The organism is Pseudomonas sp. MF6755 (assembly GCF_016405635.1).
GTDB lineage: Bacteria > Pseudomonadota > Gammaproteobacteria > Pseudomonadales > Pseudomonadaceae > Aquipseudomonas > Aquipseudomonas haemolytica.
In genome coordinates, this window is record NZ_JAEKDA010000006.1 from 156,245 (window position 1) to 173,698 (window position 17,454).

Below are 17,454 nucleotides of genomic sequence, written 5' to 3' on the forward strand. Positions count from 1 at the left end.
TTTAGCCTCTTGGCTCAATGCTGTCGGCCAGGATCGACAGCACCAACTGCTGGAAGTCCAGACCGGCGGCACGGGCGGCCATGGGAACCAGGCTGTGGTCGGTCATACCCGGTGCAGTGTTGACTTCAAGGAACCAGAAATTCCCTTGCTCATCCTGCATCACGTCTGCCCGTGCCCAACCGGCGATACCCAGCGCCTCACAGGCTTTCGCCGTGAGGTCCATCAATTCGTGTTCCTTGGTTGCATCGAGGCCGCACGGGATCCGGTACTGGGTATCGGAAGCCACGTACTTGGCGTCGTAGTCATAAAAGGTGTGGGGTGTGCCCAATGCGATAGGCGGCAATACCTGGCCACGCAGGGTGGCGATGGTGTACTCGGGACCGGAGATCCACTGTTCCACCAACACTTGCGAATCGTAGGTACTTGCCGCTTTCCATGCGTCGATCAATTCGGCGGCCGAGTTCACTTTAGCCATGCCGATACTGGAGCCTTCATGGGCTGGTTTGACGATCAAAGGCAGGCCCAGTTCCTTGGCCGCAGAAATACAATCGTCTTCGCTGCACAGCACGGCGTGACGTGGCGTCGGAATCCCCAAACTGTGCCACACCTGCTTGGTGCGCAACTTGTCCATGGCCAGCGCCGACGCGAGGATGCCGCTACCGGTATAAGGAATGCCGACGCACTCCAGCAGGCCCTGCATGCTGCCGTCTTCACCGCCACGGCCATGCAGGATGATGAAGGCGCGGTCGATCTTTTCGGCTTGCAGGCGAGCGAGGAAGTCATCGCCCACGTCGATTCCGAATGCGTTCACACCAGCGCTTTGCAGAGCCTCAAGCACGGCATTGCCGGAATTGAGCGACACTTCGCGCTCAGCGCTCTTGCCGCCGAACAGCACTGCCACGCGGCCGAAGTCGGCAGGCGTGAGGGTGGAGAACAGGGCGTCGTAATTCGTGGTCATTTCGACTTCCCCTGTGCGGCGGCGGCAAACAGCGGGCTCGCCAGCAACTTGGGTGCAAGGCCGCCGATATCACCGGCGCCTTGGCACAGCAAAATGTCACCCGCGCGCAGCAGCGGCTTGACGATAGGCGCCAGGTCCACGCCACGTTCGATGTAGATCGGGTCCAACTGGCCACGCTGGCGGATGCTGTTGCACAGCTTGCGGCTGTCAGCGCCAGGGATCGGCTCTTCGCCGGCCGGGTAGACTTCCATCAACAGCAGCACGTTGGCATCGGCCAATACATTGACGAAATCGTCGTACAGGTCGCGGGTACGGCTGTAGCGGTGCGGCTGGTAGACCATCACCAGGCGGCGCTCCGGCCAGCCACCGCGCACGGCCTTGATCACCGCTGCAACTTCAGTCGGGTGGTGACCGTAGTCGTCCACCAGCATCACGTCACCGCCTTCAACCGGCAGTTGGCCGTAGACCTGGAAGCGTCGGCCCACACCGGCAAAGCGCGACAGACCTTCGACGATGGCTTCATCGCTGACGCCTTCATCGGTGGCGATGCAGATGGTCGCCAGGGAATTGAGCACGTTGTGGTTGCCCGGCATGTTGACCGACACGTCCAGCGGCTCGCGGTCGGGGCGCAGCACGGTGAAGTAGGTTTGCATGCCTTCCTGGCGCACATTGATCGCACGCACATCGGCATCTTCGCTGAAGCCGTAGGTCACGGTCGGGCGCTTGACCTGAGGCAGGATCTCACGCACTACCGGGTCGTCCAGGCACACCACCGCCAGGCCGTAGAACGGCAGGTTATGCAGGAAGTCGACGAAGGTTTTCTTCAACTTGTTGAAGTCACCGTCGTAGGTCGCCATGTGGTCTTCGTCGATGTTGGTGACGACGGCGACCAGCGGTTGCAGGTGCAGGAAGCTCGCATCGCTTTCATCGGCTTCGGCGATCAGGTAGCGGCTGGTGCCGAGCTGGGCATTGGTACCGGCTGCATTCAGGCGGCCACCGATGACGAAGGTCGGGTCCAAGCCACCGGCGGCGAACACCGAGGCGATCAGGCTGGTGGTGGTGGTCTTGCCATGGGTACCGGCAACGGCGATGCCGTGGCGGTAGCGCATCAGTTCGGCGAGCATCTCGGCACGCGGCACCACCGGGATACGGCGCTCAAGGGCGGTGGCCACTTCCGGGTTGGAGGTGTTCACGGCACTGGATACCACCAGCACGTCAGCCTCGGCGGCGTTCTCGGCACGGTGGCCGATAAATATCTGCGCGCCAAAGGACTTCAGGCGATCGGTAACCGGCGACTCTTTCAAGTCCGAGCCGGACACCTGGTAGCCCAGGTTCAGCAGCACTTCGGCGATGCCACACATGCCCACGCCGCCGATACCAACGAAGTGAATACGACGGATGCGGCGCATCTCGGGTTGCGGCATGGCTTTCTGATTCTCAACCATGAGCCACCTCCAGGCAGATATCGACTACGGTGCGGGTTGCATCAGGTTTGGCCAGGCGGCTTGCGGTGCTCGCCATGCTGTTGAGTCGTTCCGGTTGCATCAAAACCTCGGTCAGGCGTGCGGCCAAATCGGCGGCGCCAGTCGTTCTTTGCGGCAGCAGAAAGGCAGCGCCCTCCCCGGCCAAATATTCGGCGTTGCGGGTCTGGTGATCGTCGATGGCGTGGGGCAAAGGCACCAGCAAGGACGGCAGACCGGCAGCGGCCAGTTCACTGACGGTCAGCGCACCAGCGCGGCAAACCACCAGGTCGGCCCAGCCATAGGCTTGGGCCATGTCTTTGATGAAGGGCTGTACATTCGCCTCTACACCGGCCTCGCGATAACGTGCGGCGGTGACTTCATCGTGGTTCTTGCCGGCCTGATGGAAGATCTCCGGGCGCAATTCCACAGGGAGCTGCGCTACCGCTTCGGGCAGCAATTTGTTCAGCGGTTCGGCGCCCAGGCTTCCGCCGAGGATCAGCAGGTGCGCCTTGCGCCCGGCCAATGCATCACGCGCAATCGCCATGAACAGCTCGGTACGCACCGGATTGCCGGTGGTGCGCAGCTTGTCCGAGGCGGCGAACGTTTTCGGGAAGGCTTCACACACCCGCGAGGCCAACGGCACCAGCAGGCGGTTGGCGGTACCAGCGACGGCATTCTGCTCGTGCACGATCACCGGCACACCGGCGAGCTTGGCCGCGACACCGCCAGGGCCAGTCACGTAACCGCCAAAACCGAGCACACATACCGGTTTCAATTCACGAATAACGTTGCGTGCTTGCCACACCGCCTTGAGCAACACGAACGGCGCCTTGAGCAGGGACAACTTGCCCTTGCCGCGCAGGCCGGTGACGTTGATCAGATGCAGCGGCAGGCCGGCGTTCGGTACCAATTCGTTTTCGATACCACGCGGTGTACCCAACCAGTGCACGGTGTAGCCACGGTTCTGGAATTCACGCGCGCAGGCCAGGGCCGGGAACACATGGCCCCCGGTGCCGCCCGCCATGATCAGCACGTTAGCGCCCATGGGTCGGCTCCTCGGCAAAGTCGCTTTCGCTGAACTCCATCTCTTCGCTGCCCAGGTGGGTTCGACTCTCCCACTCGATGCGCAGCAACAAGCCGAGACAGGCGCAGCAGATCACCAACGAGCTGCCGCCATAGCTAAGGAACGGCAGGGTCAGGCCCTTGGTCGGCAGCAGGCCGACGTTCACACCGATGTTGATCAGGAACTGGCCAATCCACAGGAATGCCAACCCATAAGCAACGTAGGCGGCGAAGAACTGCTTGGCTTTCTCGGCCCACAGGCCGATGTACATGGCGCGTACGCAGACGAATACAAACAGCCCGACCGTGCACAGCGAACCCACTACACCCAGCTCTTCGGCAAGTACCGAGAACACGAAGTCGGTGTGGGCTTCCGGCAGGTAGAACTGCTTCTGCACACTGTTGCCCAAGCCCACGCCCAACCACTCGCCGCGACCGAAGGCGATCAGCGCCTGGGTCAACTGGTAGCCGGAACCGAACTGGTCGGACCAGGGGTCGGTAAAGGTGATCAGGCGCGCCATCCGGTAGGGTTGCGCCTGCACCAGAATCGTCACCGCAGCCACCGCCAGCACCACCATCAAGGTGAAGCGGAACAGGCCGACGCCGCCGAGGAACAGCATCGCCGCCGCCGCGCCCATCATGACTACGGTGGCGCCGAAGTCGGGTTCCATCAGCAACAGGCCGGCCATCGGCAGCAGCACAATGAACGGCTTGAAGAAGCCCATCCAGCTTTCGCGTACTTCTTTCTGGCGCCGCACCAGGTAGCCGGCGAGGTAGATCACCACGAACACCTTGGCGATTTCCGAGGGCTGCACGTTGAACGCGCCGAAGCCGATCCAGCGCATCGAACCGTTCACCTCGCGGCCGATGCCTGGCAGGATCACCATCACCAACAGGCCGAACGCACCGATCAGCATCAGCCAACCCAGGCGCTGCCAGGTGGCGATGGGGATCATCATGGTGACGATGCACGCGCCGAGGCCGATCACCAGGTACACCAGGTGACGGATCATCATGTACAGGGTGTTGCCCGACTGCACGGCGGCCACTTCGGAAGATGCCGAGGTGATCATCACCAGCCCCAGGCCCAGCAATGCCAGGCAACCCGCGAGCATTGGGAAGTCGAGGTCGATACCGCGCCCAGTGATGATCGGCGACGGGTACGGCTTGATGATATTTCTGAAGTCGATACTCATGCCAAGGCCTCCACGGCGCGGGCGAACAGCTGGCCGCGCTCTTCGTAGTTCTTGAACATGTCGAAACTGGCGCACGCCGGCGACAACAGCACCGCATCGCCCGGCTGGGCCAGGGCTTTGCACTGGGCGATGGCGTCGTCCAGGGACGTGGCGCGTACTTGTTGCACGCCTTCGCCCAAGGCAGCAGCGATCAAGTCAGAATCGCGCCCCATCAGCACCACGGCACGGCAATGTGCAGCGACCGGACCTTTAAGGTCCTTGAAGTCGGCACCTTTGCCGTCACCGCCAGCGATCAGTACCAGCTTGCCTTCGATATCGGCGCCAAGGCCCTCGATGGCAGCCAGGGCCGCACCGACGTTGGTGGCCTTGGAGTCGTTGTAATAGCTGACGCCATCCAGGTCACGTACCCACTGGCAGCGATGCTCAAGACCGCCGAAGGTGCGCAGCGCCGACAGCATGGCGTCGAACGGCAGGCCCACGGCATGGCCGAGCGCCAAGGCCGCCAGGGCGTTGGACTGGTTATGTGCGCCACGGATTTTCAGCTCGCGCACCGGCATCAGGTTCTGGAATTCGAAGGCCAGGTATTTCTCGCCGTTCTCTTCGCGAATGCCGAAGGCTTTGAAATCAGGCTTGCTCAGGCCGAAGGTCCAGCATGGCAGGCCCTCGCCCATCAGCGGACGGCTCAATGCATCCTGGCGATTGACCACCACTTGCCTGGCACCACGGAAGATCCGGTGCTTGGCCAGATGGTAAGCCGGCAGGCCGCTATAGCGATCCATATGGTCTTCGCTGACGTTCAATACGGTGGCGACTTCAGCACCGAGGTCGTGAGTCGTTTCCAGCTGGAAGCTCGACAGTTCCATCACGTACAGCTCAACGTCGTCGCTCAGCAGGTCGAGCGCCGGCGTGCCGAGGTTGCCGCCCACGGCCACACGCTTGCCGGCCGCAGCCGCCATCTCGCCGACCAGGGTGGTCACGGTGCTTTTCGCATTCGAGCCGCTGATGGCGATAATCGGTGCCTTCGCGTTACGTGCAAACAGGTCGATATCGCCGGACAGCTTCACGCCCCGCGCCGCTGCGGCTTGCAGGGCCGGTGTCGCGATTGTCAGGCCCGGGCTCACGTAGAGCTCATCGGCACGGCACAGAAACTCGACATCCAGCTCGCCACAACGCACTTCCACGTGCGGGTAGTCACGGCGCAGCGTGACCAGCTCCGGTGGATTTTCCCGCGTGTCAGCCACGGCAAACGACGTGCCCCGGTTCGCCAGGAAGCGAACCAGGGACATGCCGCTCTTGCCGAGGCCGACAATGATGCGGAAGTGGTCTGAAGCGATCAGGGACACTCGTTTCTACCTCAGTTTCAGGGTGGCAAGGCCGACCAGTACCAGAATCACGGTGATGATCCAGAAACGGACAATCACGCGTGGCTCGGGCCAGCCCTTGAGTTCAAAGTGGTGGTGGATCGGCGCCATGCGGAACACGCGACGCCCGGTCAACTTGAAAGAAGCCACCTGGATGACCACCGACAGGGTTTCCATCACGAACACGCCGCCCATGATGAACAACACGATTTCCTGGCGAACGATCACCGCGATGGTGCCCAAGGCTGCGCCCAGCGCCAGTGCGCCGACGTCGCCCATGAAGACTTGTGCCGGGTAGGTGTTGAACCACAGAAACCCCAGGCCAGCGCCGATCAGCGCGCCGCAGAATACGATCAGTTCACCCGCGCCCGGTACATAAGGGATCAATAGGTATTCGGCAAATTTCACGTTGCCCGACAGGTAGCAGAAGATGCCGAGCGCGCCGCCGACCATCACCGTGGGCATGATCGCCAAGCCGTCGAGGCCATCGGTGAGGTTCACCGCGTTGCTGGAGCCGACGATCACGAAGTAGGTCAGCACCACGAAACCGATGCCCAGGGGAATGCTGGCGTCCTTGAGCATCGGGATGATCAGGGTGGTCTCGACCGCACTCGGCGCAGTTGTGTAGAGGAAGATCGCCGCGGCCAGGCCGAACACCGACTGCCAGAAATACTTCCAGCGGCTTGGCAGCCCCTTGGAGTTTTTCTCGATCACTTTGCGGTAGTCATCCACCCAGCCGATGGCGCCGAACAACAGGGTCACCAGCAACACTACCCACACATAGCGGTTGTGCAGGTCGGCCCACAGCAAGGTGCTGATGCCAATGGACGACAGGATCAACGCACCGCCCATGGTCGGGGTGCCGGACTTGGACAGGTGCGACTGCGGGCCGTCATTACGAACCGATTGACCAATTTGCAGGCTCTGCAGGGTGCGGATCATCCACGGCCCCAGGAACAGCGACAAACACAGCGCGGTCAGCACACCGAGGATCCCGCGCAGGGTCAGGTACTGAAAGACCGCGAAGCCTTTGTGGAACTGTTGCAGATACTCAGCCAGCAGCAGCAGCATTAATGTTTCTCCGTACTTGAGCCACACAAGGCTGCGACGACGTTTTCCATCACCGCGCTGCGCGATCCCTTGATCAAAATGGTTGTGTGTTTGTCGTGTTCAGTCGCGGCCAACGCCTGGATCAGCTCGGCCTGGCTGGCGAAATGCAGTGCGCCGGCACCGAAGGCGTTAACCGCGTGAGCCATGTTCGGGCCAACGGCGTAGAGCGCGTCGACCTTGCCGCTGGCGTAGGCGCCGACTTCGCGATGGGACTGTTCGGCCCAGTCGCCCAGTTCGGCGATATCACCCAGCACCAGCACCTTGCGACCGTCGAAGCCCTTGAGCAGATCGATGGCGGCGCAGACCGAGGACTGGTTGGCGTTGTAAGTGTCATCAATCACGCGCATGCCGTTGCTGGCCAATTGCGCCACGGTGCGGCCCTTGACCGGCTGCACCGCGCCCAGGCCGGTAGCGATACCGAACAGCGACACACCCAGGGCATGAGCGGCAGCGGCGGCGGCCAACGCGTTGGCGACGTTATGGTTGCCCAACAGGTTCAACTGCACGTGTTCCTCACCTTGCGGGGTATGCAAGGTAAAGGACGGGCAGCCCCGGGCGTCGACGCGGATGTTGGAGGCGTGGAAATCGGCGGCTGCATTCAGCACCGCAAACGTCAGCACCTTGCGACCGGCGGCGCGTACACGCCAGGTCTCGAAAGCCTTGTCGTCCAGGTTCAGTATGGCGGTACCCGAAGCGTCAAGCCCTTCGAGGATTTCGCCCTTGGCTTCGACGATTTTTTCCGGCCCGCCGAACTCACCGACATGGGCGGTACCGGCGTTGTTGATAATTGCAACGTGGGGCTTGGTCAGCGCTACGGTGTAGGCGATTTCGCCGATGCGCGAAGCACCCAGCTCGATCACCGCCGCCGTGTGTTCCGGGGCCAGTTCGAGCAGGGTCAGCGGTGCGCCGAAATCATTGTTCAGGTTGCCACGGGTAGCAAGTACCGGCCCGCGCGTGCGCAGGACACCGGCGAGCAGTTCCTTGACCGTGGTCTTGCCGCTGGAGCCGGTAATGGCCGCCACCGGCTTATCAAAAGCGGCACGGTTGAGTGCACCCAACTGGCCCAGGGCCAAGCGAGTATCGACAACCAGTAATTGCGGCAAGGTCGAATCGGCCACTTCACGCTGCACCAAGGCGCCAACGGCACCTTTGGCGGCGACGTCATTGAGGTAGTCGTGACCATCGAAACGCGGGCCCGTCAGGGCGATAAACAATTGCCCCGGCTTGATGTTGCGGCTGTCGATACTGACGCCGTTGAACGTGCAATCGCTTGACAGCACACGGGCCGACAGGGCCTGGGCCAGCTCGCTGAACTTCATCGCTTTAAGCATGGGCGACCTCCCAGGCGGTCAAGGCATGATCGGCCTCGACCAAGTCGGAGAAGGCATGGCGCTCACCCTTGATTTCCTGATAGTCCTCGTGACCTTTACCCGCCAGGACCACCACATCGTCAGCGCTGGCGCTAGCGATCAATTGGGCAATGGCAGTACCACGGCCGGCAACGAAGGTGACCTTGCCCGCATCTTTGAAGCCGACACGGATGTCGTCGAAAATCTGCTTCGGATCTTCGCTGCGTGGGTTGTCGTCGGTGACCAGCACGCCATCGGCCAAGCGCTCGACAATCTCGGCCATCAACGGACGCTTGCCACGATCACGATCACCGCCACAGCCGAACAGGCAGAGCAATTTGCCCTTGGCATGCGGGCGCAGGGCTTCGAGGACTTTTTCCAACGCGTCCGGGGTGTGGGCGTAATCGACCACCACCAGCGGCTGCGTGCCGCCACCCAGGCGCTGCATGCGCCCAGCCGGGCCTTCGAGCTTGGGCAGCACACGCAGGATTTCATCCAGGGCGTAATCCAGGCCCAGCAACGCGCCGATGGCGGCGAGCACGTTGCTGAGGTTGAAGCGACCGAGCAAGGTGCTGCGCAAGTGGTGCTCGCCCTGGGGCGTGACCAACGTGGCGCGCACGCCTTCGTCATTGAATTGAGCTTCGCGGCAATACAGGTAAGCGCTGGAATCTTTCAGGCTATAGCTGATCAGGCGAGATTCGCTGTCTTCGGCGGCCAGTTGGCGGCCGAATGCGTCGTCCAGGTTGACTACCCGGCACCTCAGGTCATTCCAGGCAAATAGCTTGGCCTTGGCGGCGGCATACGCCTCCATGGTGCCGTGGTAATCGAGGTGGTCGCGGGACAGGTTGGTCATCACCGCAACGTCAAAGGCCAGCGCGGTGACTCGCCCCTGGTCCAGGCCGTGGGAGGAGACTTCCATGGCAACCGCCTTGGCCCCGGCTTTTTTCAGGTCGGCCAAGGTCGCTTGCACGGCAATAGGATTCGGCGTGGTGTGCAGGCCGCTTTGCAGAGCGCCATAGAAGCCAGTGCCCAGGGTGCCGACGATGCCGCAGTGCTGGCCCAACAGGTCAAGGGCCTGGGCGACCAATTGGGTCACGCTAGTCTTGCCATTGGTGCCAGTCACACCTACCAGGTTGAGCTGGCGGCTTGGGTCACCATAGAAACGCCCGGCAATGTCGGAGAGCTGCGCAGCCAGGCCCTTGACCGGGATCAACGGCACGTCGGTGATCGGCAGCACAGTCGCGCCTTCCACTTCATAGGCCACAGCGGCAGCACCGCGTTGCAGGGCGTCGGCGATGTGCGCACGGCCATCGAACTTGCCGCCGGGCACTGCCAGGAACAGGTCACCGGCACGCACATTACGGCTGTCCAGGCTCAACTCGCGAATCAACAGATCGCGGCCGGCGTGGGCAAAAATCTTGTTCAGGCTAAGAGACATCAGCCACGCCCTCCATTGGCTTTTACAGCAGCGGCCGGTGGCCCGGCGTTCGCTTGTTGGGTCGGCGGCAGGTTGTCCGGCGTGATGTTCATCAGACGCAGGGTGCCGGACATCACTTTGCTGAACACCGGCGCCGATACCAGGCCACCGAAGTAACCGGCTTTGCTCGGCTCATCGATCACAACAACGATTGCGTAGCGCGGGTCGCTCATCGGGCCGAAGCCTGCGAACAACGAACGGTAGGAGTTTTCGGCATAACCCTTGGTGCCTACCGACGTCTTACGCGCAGTACCGGACTTGCCTGCTACGTGATAGGCCGGCACCTGGGCGCGGAACACGCCACGGGGCGCCTCGATCACTTGTTGCAGCATGCCCTGGATGGTCTTGGCGACCTTTTCCGGGATGACCTGGGTAGCTTTCGGCGCTTCGTCGACGTGGATAAGGCTCAGCGGGACCATGCGGCCATTATTGGCCAACACAGAGAACGCGTGGGCCAGTTGGATGGCAGTCACCGACAGGCCGTAGCCGTAGGAAAGCGTAGCGGTCTCGGCCTTTTTCCATTCGCGGTAGTTCGGCAGGTTACCGACCCGCTCACCCGGGAAATCGAGGCCAGTGGGTTGCCCCAGGCCAATTTTTTGCGCCAGGTGATAGATGGTCTCGCCGCCGATATCGAAGGCCACTTTACTCATGCCGACGTTACTGGAGTTGATCAGGATGCCTGTCAGATCCAGCACTGGGCCTTCGCTGCGGGACACGTCACGAATGGTGTATCTGCCGAGCTGAAGAGTGCCTGGGTACACCTCGACCTTGTCGCTGGGCTTCCAGCGCCCGGTTTCCAGGGCGGCGCTCATGGAAATGGCTTTCATGGTCGAACCGGGCTCGAACACGTCGATCATCGCGCGGTTACGCATCATTGCCGGCTGCAGGTTGCGGCGGTTGTTCGGGTTATAGGTCGGCTGGTTGACCATGGCGAGGATCTCGCCGGTCTTCACGTCCATGATCACCAGGCTGCCGGCCTTCGCGCCGTTCTCGATAATCGCGTTGCGCAGTTCGCGGTTGGCCAGGTATTGCAGGCGCAGGTCAATCGACAACGCCAAGGGCTTGCCGGCCTTGGCGTTTTTGGTGACCTGGACATCCTTGATCAATCTGCCGCGCCGATCCTTGATGACCTGTCGCTTGCCGGGAACCCCGGCCAGCCATTCGTCATAGGCCAGCTCTACACCTTCGCGGCCATGGTCATCAATATCGGTAAAACCGACCATATGTGCGGTGGTTTCGCCGGCCGGGTAGAAACGACGAAACTCCTCGATGCCGTAGACACCGGGGACTTTAAGGTCGAGCACTTGTTGACCTTGTTCGGGGGTCAGCCCACGAACCAGGTAGATGAATTCTTTATTGGCCTGGGCTTCCAGGCGCTCGGTCAGGGCTTTGCGATCCTGGCCGAGAGCGGCGGCAAGTTCAGGCCACCTGTCCTTGGCGACCTGCAATTCCTTGGCGTTGGCCCACAGGGTGGTCACCGGAGTACTGACAGCCAGAGGCTCGCCATTACGATCGGTGATCAGGCCGCGGTGCGCAGGAATCGGGATATGCCGCAGGCTGCGGGCATCACCCTGGCCGATCAGGAAGTCACGATCGACCACCTGCAGGTCGAAGATGCGCCAGACGATCGCGCCCACCATCAATGCCAGCAAGCCGAGCATCAGGCGGAAGCGCCATGGGTAGAGTGCGCCTTCGAGCTTCATCATGGCGCCACCATGCGGACTTCGGCCGCGCCAGGGATGTGCATTTTCAGCTGTTCGGTAGCCAGTACTTCGATACGGCTGTGGGCTGTCCAGGTACTTTGCTCGAGGATCAGCCGGCCCCACTCCGCCTGCGCTTTATCACGCACGCTCAATTCCCCATACAGGGTATTGAGCAACTGGCGGTTCCAGTGGGCGCTGTAGGACACCGCAATCGCGGACACCAGCACGCCGACAAACAGCAGCAACATAAAGAAGCTACCGCCCGGGAGGGGCTTGGCGAAAAGCTTGCTCACCGCAGCTTCTCCGCGACGCGCATGACGGCGCTACGGGAACGTGGGTTGGCCTTGAGCTCGGCTTCGGAAGCGAACTGCGCTTTGCCATGGATTTTGATTTTCGGCACAAAGGCTTCGAAACGTACCGGCAAGTTGCGCGGCAGGTTGTCGGACTCGCCCTTGACCAGACGACGCATGAACAGCTTGACGATGCGGTCTTCGAGGGAGTGGAAGCTGATCACCACCAGGCGACCGCCCACTTCCAAAGCGTCCAGAGCGGCTTCGAGGCCGGCTTCCAGATCGCCCAATTCGTTGTTGACGTGAATGCGCAGGCCCTGGAACGCACGGGTGGCCGGGTTCTTGCCCTTTTCCCACGCCGGGTTGGCGACTTTCAGCACTTCGGCCAGGTCAGCTGTACGCTCGAATGGCTGGATTTCACGGCGCTCGACTACGGCACGCGCCATGCGACCGGCGAAGCGCTCTTCGCCATATTCCTTGAAAACGCGGGCGATTTCTTCCACCGGAGCAGTAGCGATGAACTGCGCGGCACTGACGCCACGGGTAGGGTCCATGCGCATGTCGAGCGGCCCGTCGTTCATGAAACTGAAGCCGCGCTCAGGGTCGTCGAGCTGTGGCGAAGACACGCCCAGGTCGAGCAAAACCCCGGCCACCTTGCCCGCCATGCCACGCTCGGCGACTTCGGCGCCCAGCTCGGCAAAGCTGCGTTGCACAACGACAAAGCGGCCGTCTTCGGCCGCTAGCGCTTGCCCGGTGGCAATCGCTTGAGGGTCTTTGTCAAACCCGAGGAGCTTACCGTCGGAGCCGAGCTGGCTGAGTATCAACCGGCTGTGCCCACCCCTGCCGAAGGTGCCATCCAAATAGCAGCCATCCGCGCGTACGGCGAGAGCCTCGACGGCTTCGTCAAGCAGTACGGTGATGTGGTTAAAGCCGCTATCAATAGTCACAGGATCAAATCACGCAGTTCATCAGGCATGGCGCCCGGTTGTTGAATAGCAGCCAGGTCTGCTGCAGACACAGCATCCCAGGCATCTTCGTCCCATAATTGGAACTTGTTCAGTTGGCCCACCAGCATTGCGCGCTTGTCGAGCTTGGCGTACTCGCGCAGACGCGGCGGCACCAGGAAACGACCGCTGCCATCGAGCTCAAGGTCGACGGCATTACCAATCAGCAAACGCTGCAGGCGACGGTTTTCTTCACGCAATGAAGGCAGCGCGCGCAACTTGGTTTCGATCAACTCCCACTCATCGAGGGGGTAAACACACAAACAAGGGTCAACAGCGTCAATCGTGATGATTAACTGCCCTGAACTTCGCGAAATGAGCTCGTCACGATACCGGCTCGGCATGGCGAGACGGCCTTTTGCATCGAGACTGATAGCGTTAGCTCCGCGAAACACAGATGCGTTTCTCCAAATTTTAGCGTTTTACGTTCAAAAAACCCACTTTGTGCCACTTTCCGCCACTTGCGCACACTATAGGAATGCGCCTACCACACCGTCAAGGCGCGTATTCAAGGAAAAGCCTTACAGAACGGAGATTTAGGAGTGTAAAAGGAGGAGAAACGAGAGTTTGGAGATGTTTTTGACTCAAGAACGGCAGATAGCTCATAGAGCTACGACCTAAAGTTAAAGTAATTTATTAAGAGTAAGATTTTTTTGGTATTACGAAGATGCATCTGCCAATGATTTGGCAGGGAGGGATTCTTGCGTTGCTACCGGGTTTGCGCACGAGATTCGAACGCAAGGAAAAAAGGTGGAGAGTCGATCTATAAGCCGGGTTCTGTCTTGAACAGTCATTCGTCTACGATGGCCATCACTGGACATCTTTAGCAACCTACCCGGTCCCAGCGCGGGCCACGCCTTGGGACCCTATTTGGTCTTGCTCCAAGTGGGGTTTACCTAGCCACGAACTGTTGCCAGTCGTGCGGTGCGCTCTTACCGCACCTTTTCACCCTTACCGGCACCGAAGTGCTTAGGCGGTTATTTTCTGTGGCACTTTCCGTAGGCTCACGCCTCCCAGGCATTACCTGGCACTTCGCCCTATGGAGCCCGGACTTTCCTCCCCCCCCTAATTTTCATAGAGGGCAGCGACTGTCCAATCGACTCTCCGCCGCGCAGGTTAACGGCACGGCGGTCTCAGGACAAGTATTAAAGTGCAGCAGTGCCATCACGTTCAGACGGAATACAGGTTTACCCCTGGAACTATTCGGCTTTCTGTTTATCCAGCGCTACCTGATACAACACATTTTTGCGCACCCCGGTAATTTCCGCCGCCAGGGCGGCGGCGCGCTTGAGTGGCATTTCCTTGAGCAGCAAATCAAGGATGCGCATGGCCTCGCTCCCCACGGCGTCTTCATTCTCCGGTGCGGTCCAGCCCGCCACCAGCACCACACACTCGCCCCGCTGTTGATTGCTGTCGCCCTCGACAAACGCGCGCAGCTCTTCCAGCGGCAAGCCCTTGAGGGTCTCGAAGGTCTTGGTCAGCTCACGGGCCAACAACGCCAGACGCTCGCCGCCAAACACCAGCTCCATATCTTGCAGGCATTCCAGGATACGGTGCGGGGCTTCGTAGAAGATCAGGGTGCGCGGCTCTTCTTTTAGCGCTTGCAGGCGTGCACGACGCCCTACCGCCTTGGCCGGAAGGAAACCCTCGAAGATAAAGCGATCCGACGGCAAGCCGGCGGCAGATAATGCAGCGATCAGCGCGCACGCCCCCGGAACAGGCACTACATTGATACCAGCGGCGCGCGCCTGGCGGACCAAGTGGTACCCCGGGTCGGAAATCAGGGGCGTACCCGCATCGGAGATCAACGCCACGTCATCACCGGCCAGCAGGCGCGTGATAAAACGGCTGCCCTCTTCACGTTCGTTGTGCTCGTGGCATGCCGCTAATGGCGTGCTGATTCCAAAATGTTGCATCAACCGCTGGGAGTGCCGCGTGTCTTCTGCCGCGATCAATTTAACCTCGCGCAACACTTTCAGCGCACGCGCACTGATGTCGTCCAGGTTGCCAATGGGCGTCGCCACGACAAAAAGCGAGCCTGCAGTGGAATTCAATGGACCTGGAGCAGTCAAAACGCACACCTCGATGGTTGGCAAAAGCCACATTGTAGCGCGTAGATGCTTTGAAAATATGCCATCACGGTAGATGCCGTTTCAGCCACCGTTAGTTAACCGCAACATTTGCACGACCTAAATCCACGGTTTCACGCCACTAACATCGCGCCTGGGCCAGTGCTTGGGTACAATTCCACGCTAATTTGATCGGTATCAGGACACTTACATGATCGCTTGCCTGCGGCTGCTCTCCGCCCTCTGCCTCGCTGCCTTGCTGGCCGCTTGCGCCAGCTCGCCCTCGTCCAGCCTTGGCGACCTTCCACGGACTCCGGATGCCAGTATCGAGCAACTGCTCGAACAGGCAACGAACGCCAAGACGCCAGAAAAGGCCGCGATGCTGCGCCTGAGTGCGGCTGACCTGGCCTACCAGCAGAATAATCCCGGCCGCTCGTCGCAGATTCTTGCGCAGGTGCCCCTGGATGTCCTGAAGCCGGCCGCGCAAGTATTTGCCAGCACCCTGGCCGCCGAACTGGCGATGACGCGCAACCAGCCCAAGGCGGCATTGGCGGCGTTGAACCACCCCAGCCTGCAGAGCCTGAAGGAACTGCCGGCAGACCAGCAGATCCGCACCAGCACCGTGCATGCCCGCGCCTATGAAGCCGACGGCCAGACCCTCGCCGCCGCTCGCGAGCGTGTAGCCATCGCGCCGCTGCTCACCGGCGATGCCGCCGCAAGCAACCACGAAGCCATCTGGGTATTGATTGCCGCGCTGCCAGCCGAACAACTGCAAGCGACGGGCAACCCGACACTGGACGGCTGGATTACCCTGGCCCAAGCGGTCAAGGGTGCTGGCACCCTGGAGCAACAACAAGCCGCCATCGATACCTGGCGCGCGCAGAACCCGGGCCACCCGGCGGCAGTGCAACTGCCAACGCCGCTGACCAAGCTCAAGGAACTGGCCAGCCAGCCCCTGAACAAGATTGCCGTGCTGCTTCCACAGGAAGGCCCGCTGGCTTCGGTCGGCAAGGCGCTGCGTGAAGGTTTCATGGCGGCTCACTACCAGGCTGAACAAGCCGGGCAGAAGGCGCCGGTCATTGAGTTCTACGACAGCTCGCGCCTGACCTCCATCGACGATTTCTACGCCAAGGCCCAGGCCGCTGGCGTGCAATTGGTGGTTGGCCCGCTGGAAAAACCACTGGTCAAACAACTCAGCGCACGCCCGCAATTGCCGATCACCACCCTGGCGCTGAACTACAGCGAGACCGATCAAGGCCCGGCGCAGTTGTTCCAGTTCGGCCTGGCCGCTGAAGACGAAGCCCGTGAAGTATCGCGCCGTGCCCGTGCCGATGGCCTGCATCGCGCCGCCGCCATGGTGCCCCGTGGCGAATGGGGTGAGCGCGTCTACAAAGCCTTCCGCCAGGATTGGGAAGCCAATGGCGGCACCGTCATGGGCGTCGAGTACGTCGATCAGCCCGTGGCACTGGCCCAGCAGATCGCCGATCTGTTCCAACTGCGTAAAAGCGAAGGCCGCGCCAAGAGCCTGCAAAGCACGGTCGGCACCGACGTTGCCGCACAGCCTTCGCGTCGCCAGGACATCGAGTTCATCTTCCTGGCCGTTACTCCGCAACTGGCCCAACAGATCAAGCCGACCCTGAACTTCCAGTACGCTGGGGATGTGCCGGTCTACGCAACGTCCCACGTGTTCAGTGCCAGCGGTGACAGGAACCAGTACCTGGACATGACTAACGTGATGTTCTGCGAAACCCCTTGGCTGCTCAACACCACTGACCCGCTGCGCAACCAGGTAGCCACGCAATGGCCGCAGGCCAATGGCAGCCTGGGTCGCCTGTACGCCATGGGTGTCGATGCCTACCGCCTGGCGCCACGCCTGGGCCAACTCAAGGCGTTGCCGGACACCCGTGTCGACGGTCTCTCGGGCAACCTGGGCATCAGCGCCAACCAGCGCGTTGATCGTCAGATGCCATGGGCGAAATTCGTCGGCGGCGAGATCCAGCGCCTGCCCGATACCCCGCGCTGATGCCCGAGCGCTCCAGCGCACAAAGCGGCAAGGATGCCGAACTTCAAGCGCTGAAATACCTGCAACAACAGGGTCTGCGCCTTCTGGCGCAGAACTGGTTGTGCAAACGCGGCGAGCTTGATCTGGTCATGCTTGACGGCGATACAGTAGTATTCGTCGAAGTCCGCTACAGAAAACACGCACAATGGGGTGGCGCGCTCGCCAGTATTGACGGGCGCAAGCGTCAGAAACTGATACTCGCTGCGCAGTTTTTCCTGCAAAAAGAGCATCGCTGGGCTGACAGCCCCTGCCGTTTCGATGTGGTTGCCATAGAAAGCACACCGTCGGGTCCTGCTGATCTGAACTGGCTCAAAGATGCCTTCGACAGCTGACGCTCCCGGCACCTTCAC

General features: G+C 61.2%; 15 protein-coding genes and 1 other RNA gene. 2 read left to right on the forward strand and 14 right to left on the reverse strand.

The features are described from left to right. Position 1 precedes the first annotated feature (1 nt). From JFT66_RS09480 to rsmI, 14 genes are all read right to left on the reverse strand, one after another. Positions 2–958, reverse strand: coding sequence for a D-alanine--D-alanine ligase (locus JFT66_RS09480; RefSeq protein ID WP_198859172.1), 957 nt, complete (start codon positions 956–958; stop codon positions 2–4). Then, entirely contained in the window at positions 955–2,403 is a 1,449-nt protein-coding gene (murC, locus tag JFT66_RS09485) for a UDP-N-acetylmuramate--L-alanine ligase (RefSeq protein ID WP_034118174.1), read from the reverse strand. The genes JFT66_RS09480 and murC overlap by 4 nt, the downstream gene beginning before the upstream one ends. Further along, positions 2,396–3,466: an undecaprenyldiphospho-muramoylpentapeptide beta-N-acetylglucosaminyltransferase gene (gene murG, locus JFT66_RS09490; RefSeq protein WP_034118173.1), complete on the reverse strand. Its 1,071-nt coding sequence runs from the start codon at positions 3,464–3,466 to the stop codon at positions 2,396–2,398. Before murG ends, murC begins: the two co-directional genes overlap by 8 nt. Beyond that, positions 3,456–4,679, reverse strand: coding sequence for a putative lipid II flippase FtsW (gene ftsW, locus JFT66_RS09495; protein ID WP_034118172.1), 1,224 nt, complete (start codon positions 4,677–4,679; stop codon positions 3,456–3,458). Before ftsW ends, murG begins: the two co-directional genes overlap by 11 nt. Further along, positions 4,676–6,022: a UDP-N-acetylmuramoyl-L-alanine--D-glutamate ligase gene (gene murD, locus JFT66_RS09500; protein WP_198859173.1), complete on the reverse strand. Its 1,347-nt coding sequence runs from the start codon at positions 6,020–6,022 to the stop codon at positions 4,676–4,678. Before murD ends, ftsW begins: the two co-directional genes overlap by 4 nt. A gap of 6 nt (positions 6,023–6,028) precedes the next feature. Further along, positions 6,029–7,111 carry a phospho-N-acetylmuramoyl-pentapeptide-transferase gene (mraY, locus tag JFT66_RS09505; protein ID WP_034118170.1) on the reverse strand — a complete coding sequence of 361 codons (1,083 nt, stop codon included), beginning with the start codon at positions 7,109–7,111 and terminating at the stop codon, positions 6,029–6,031. After that, entirely contained in the window at positions 7,111–8,481 is a 1,371-nt protein-coding gene (locus JFT66_RS09510; RefSeq protein WP_198859174.1) for a UDP-N-acetylmuramoyl-tripeptide--D-alanyl-D-alanine ligase, read from the reverse strand. Before JFT66_RS09510 ends, mraY begins: the two co-directional genes overlap by 1 nt. Continuing rightward, positions 8,474–9,937, reverse strand: a complete 1,464-nt coding sequence (locus tag JFT66_RS09515) for a UDP-N-acetylmuramoyl-L-alanyl-D-glutamate--2,6-diaminopimelate ligase (RefSeq protein ID WP_153838871.1) — start codon at positions 9,935–9,937, stop codon at positions 8,474–8,476. Before JFT66_RS09515 ends, JFT66_RS09510 begins: the two co-directional genes overlap by 8 nt. Continuing rightward, the gene (locus tag JFT66_RS09520; RefSeq protein ID WP_167524251.1) at positions 9,937–11,679 is read right to left on the reverse strand and encodes a peptidoglycan D,D-transpeptidase FtsI family protein; all 1,743 of its coding nucleotides are present in this window, start codon (positions 11,677–11,679) and stop codon (positions 9,937–9,939) included. The genes JFT66_RS09515 and JFT66_RS09520 overlap by 1 nt, the downstream gene beginning before the upstream one ends. Next, positions 11,679–11,972, reverse strand: a complete 294-nt coding sequence (ftsL, locus tag JFT66_RS09525) for a cell division protein FtsL (protein ID WP_003188663.1) — start codon at positions 11,970–11,972, stop codon at positions 11,679–11,681. The genes JFT66_RS09520 and ftsL overlap by 1 nt, the downstream gene beginning before the upstream one ends. After that, entirely contained in the window at positions 11,969–12,916 is a 948-nt protein-coding gene (gene rsmH, locus JFT66_RS09530; protein ID WP_004371992.1) for a 16S rRNA (cytosine(1402)-N(4))-methyltransferase RsmH, read from the reverse strand. The genes ftsL and rsmH overlap by 4 nt, the downstream gene beginning before the upstream one ends. Next, the gene (gene mraZ, locus JFT66_RS09535) at positions 12,913–13,368 is read right to left on the reverse strand and encodes a division/cell wall cluster transcriptional repressor MraZ (RefSeq protein ID WP_003171868.1); all 456 of its coding nucleotides are present in this window, start codon (positions 13,366–13,368) and stop codon (positions 12,913–12,915) included. The genes rsmH and mraZ overlap by 4 nt, the downstream gene beginning before the upstream one ends. Positions 13,369–13,723: 355 nt before the next feature. Next, positions 13,724–14,077, reverse strand: an RNA gene (rnpB, locus tag JFT66_RS09540) — RNase P RNA component class A. A 95-nt stretch (positions 14,078–14,172) separates the two neighbouring features. Then, the gene (gene rsmI, locus JFT66_RS09545; protein ID WP_152612317.1) at positions 14,173–15,078 is read right to left on the reverse strand and encodes a 16S rRNA (cytidine(1402)-2'-O)-methyltransferase; all 906 of its coding nucleotides are present in this window, start codon (positions 15,076–15,078) and stop codon (positions 14,173–14,175) included. 175 nt (positions 15,079–15,253) lie between these two features. Between rsmI and JFT66_RS09550 the strand changes: the two genes are divergently transcribed. Together JFT66_RS09550 and JFT66_RS09555 are read left to right on the forward strand one after the other, a co-directional pair. Beyond that, positions 15,254–17,065 carry a penicillin-binding protein activator gene (locus JFT66_RS09550; RefSeq protein ID WP_034118165.1) on the forward strand — a complete coding sequence of 604 codons (1,812 nt, stop codon included), beginning with the start codon at positions 15,254–15,256 and terminating at the stop codon, positions 17,063–17,065. Beyond that, positions 17,065–17,436: a YraN family protein gene (locus JFT66_RS09555; RefSeq protein WP_034118164.1), complete on the forward strand. Its 372-nt coding sequence runs from the start codon at positions 17,065–17,067 to the stop codon at positions 17,434–17,436. Before JFT66_RS09550 ends, JFT66_RS09555 begins: the two co-directional genes overlap by 1 nt. Positions 17,437–17,454 lie beyond the last annotated feature (18 nt).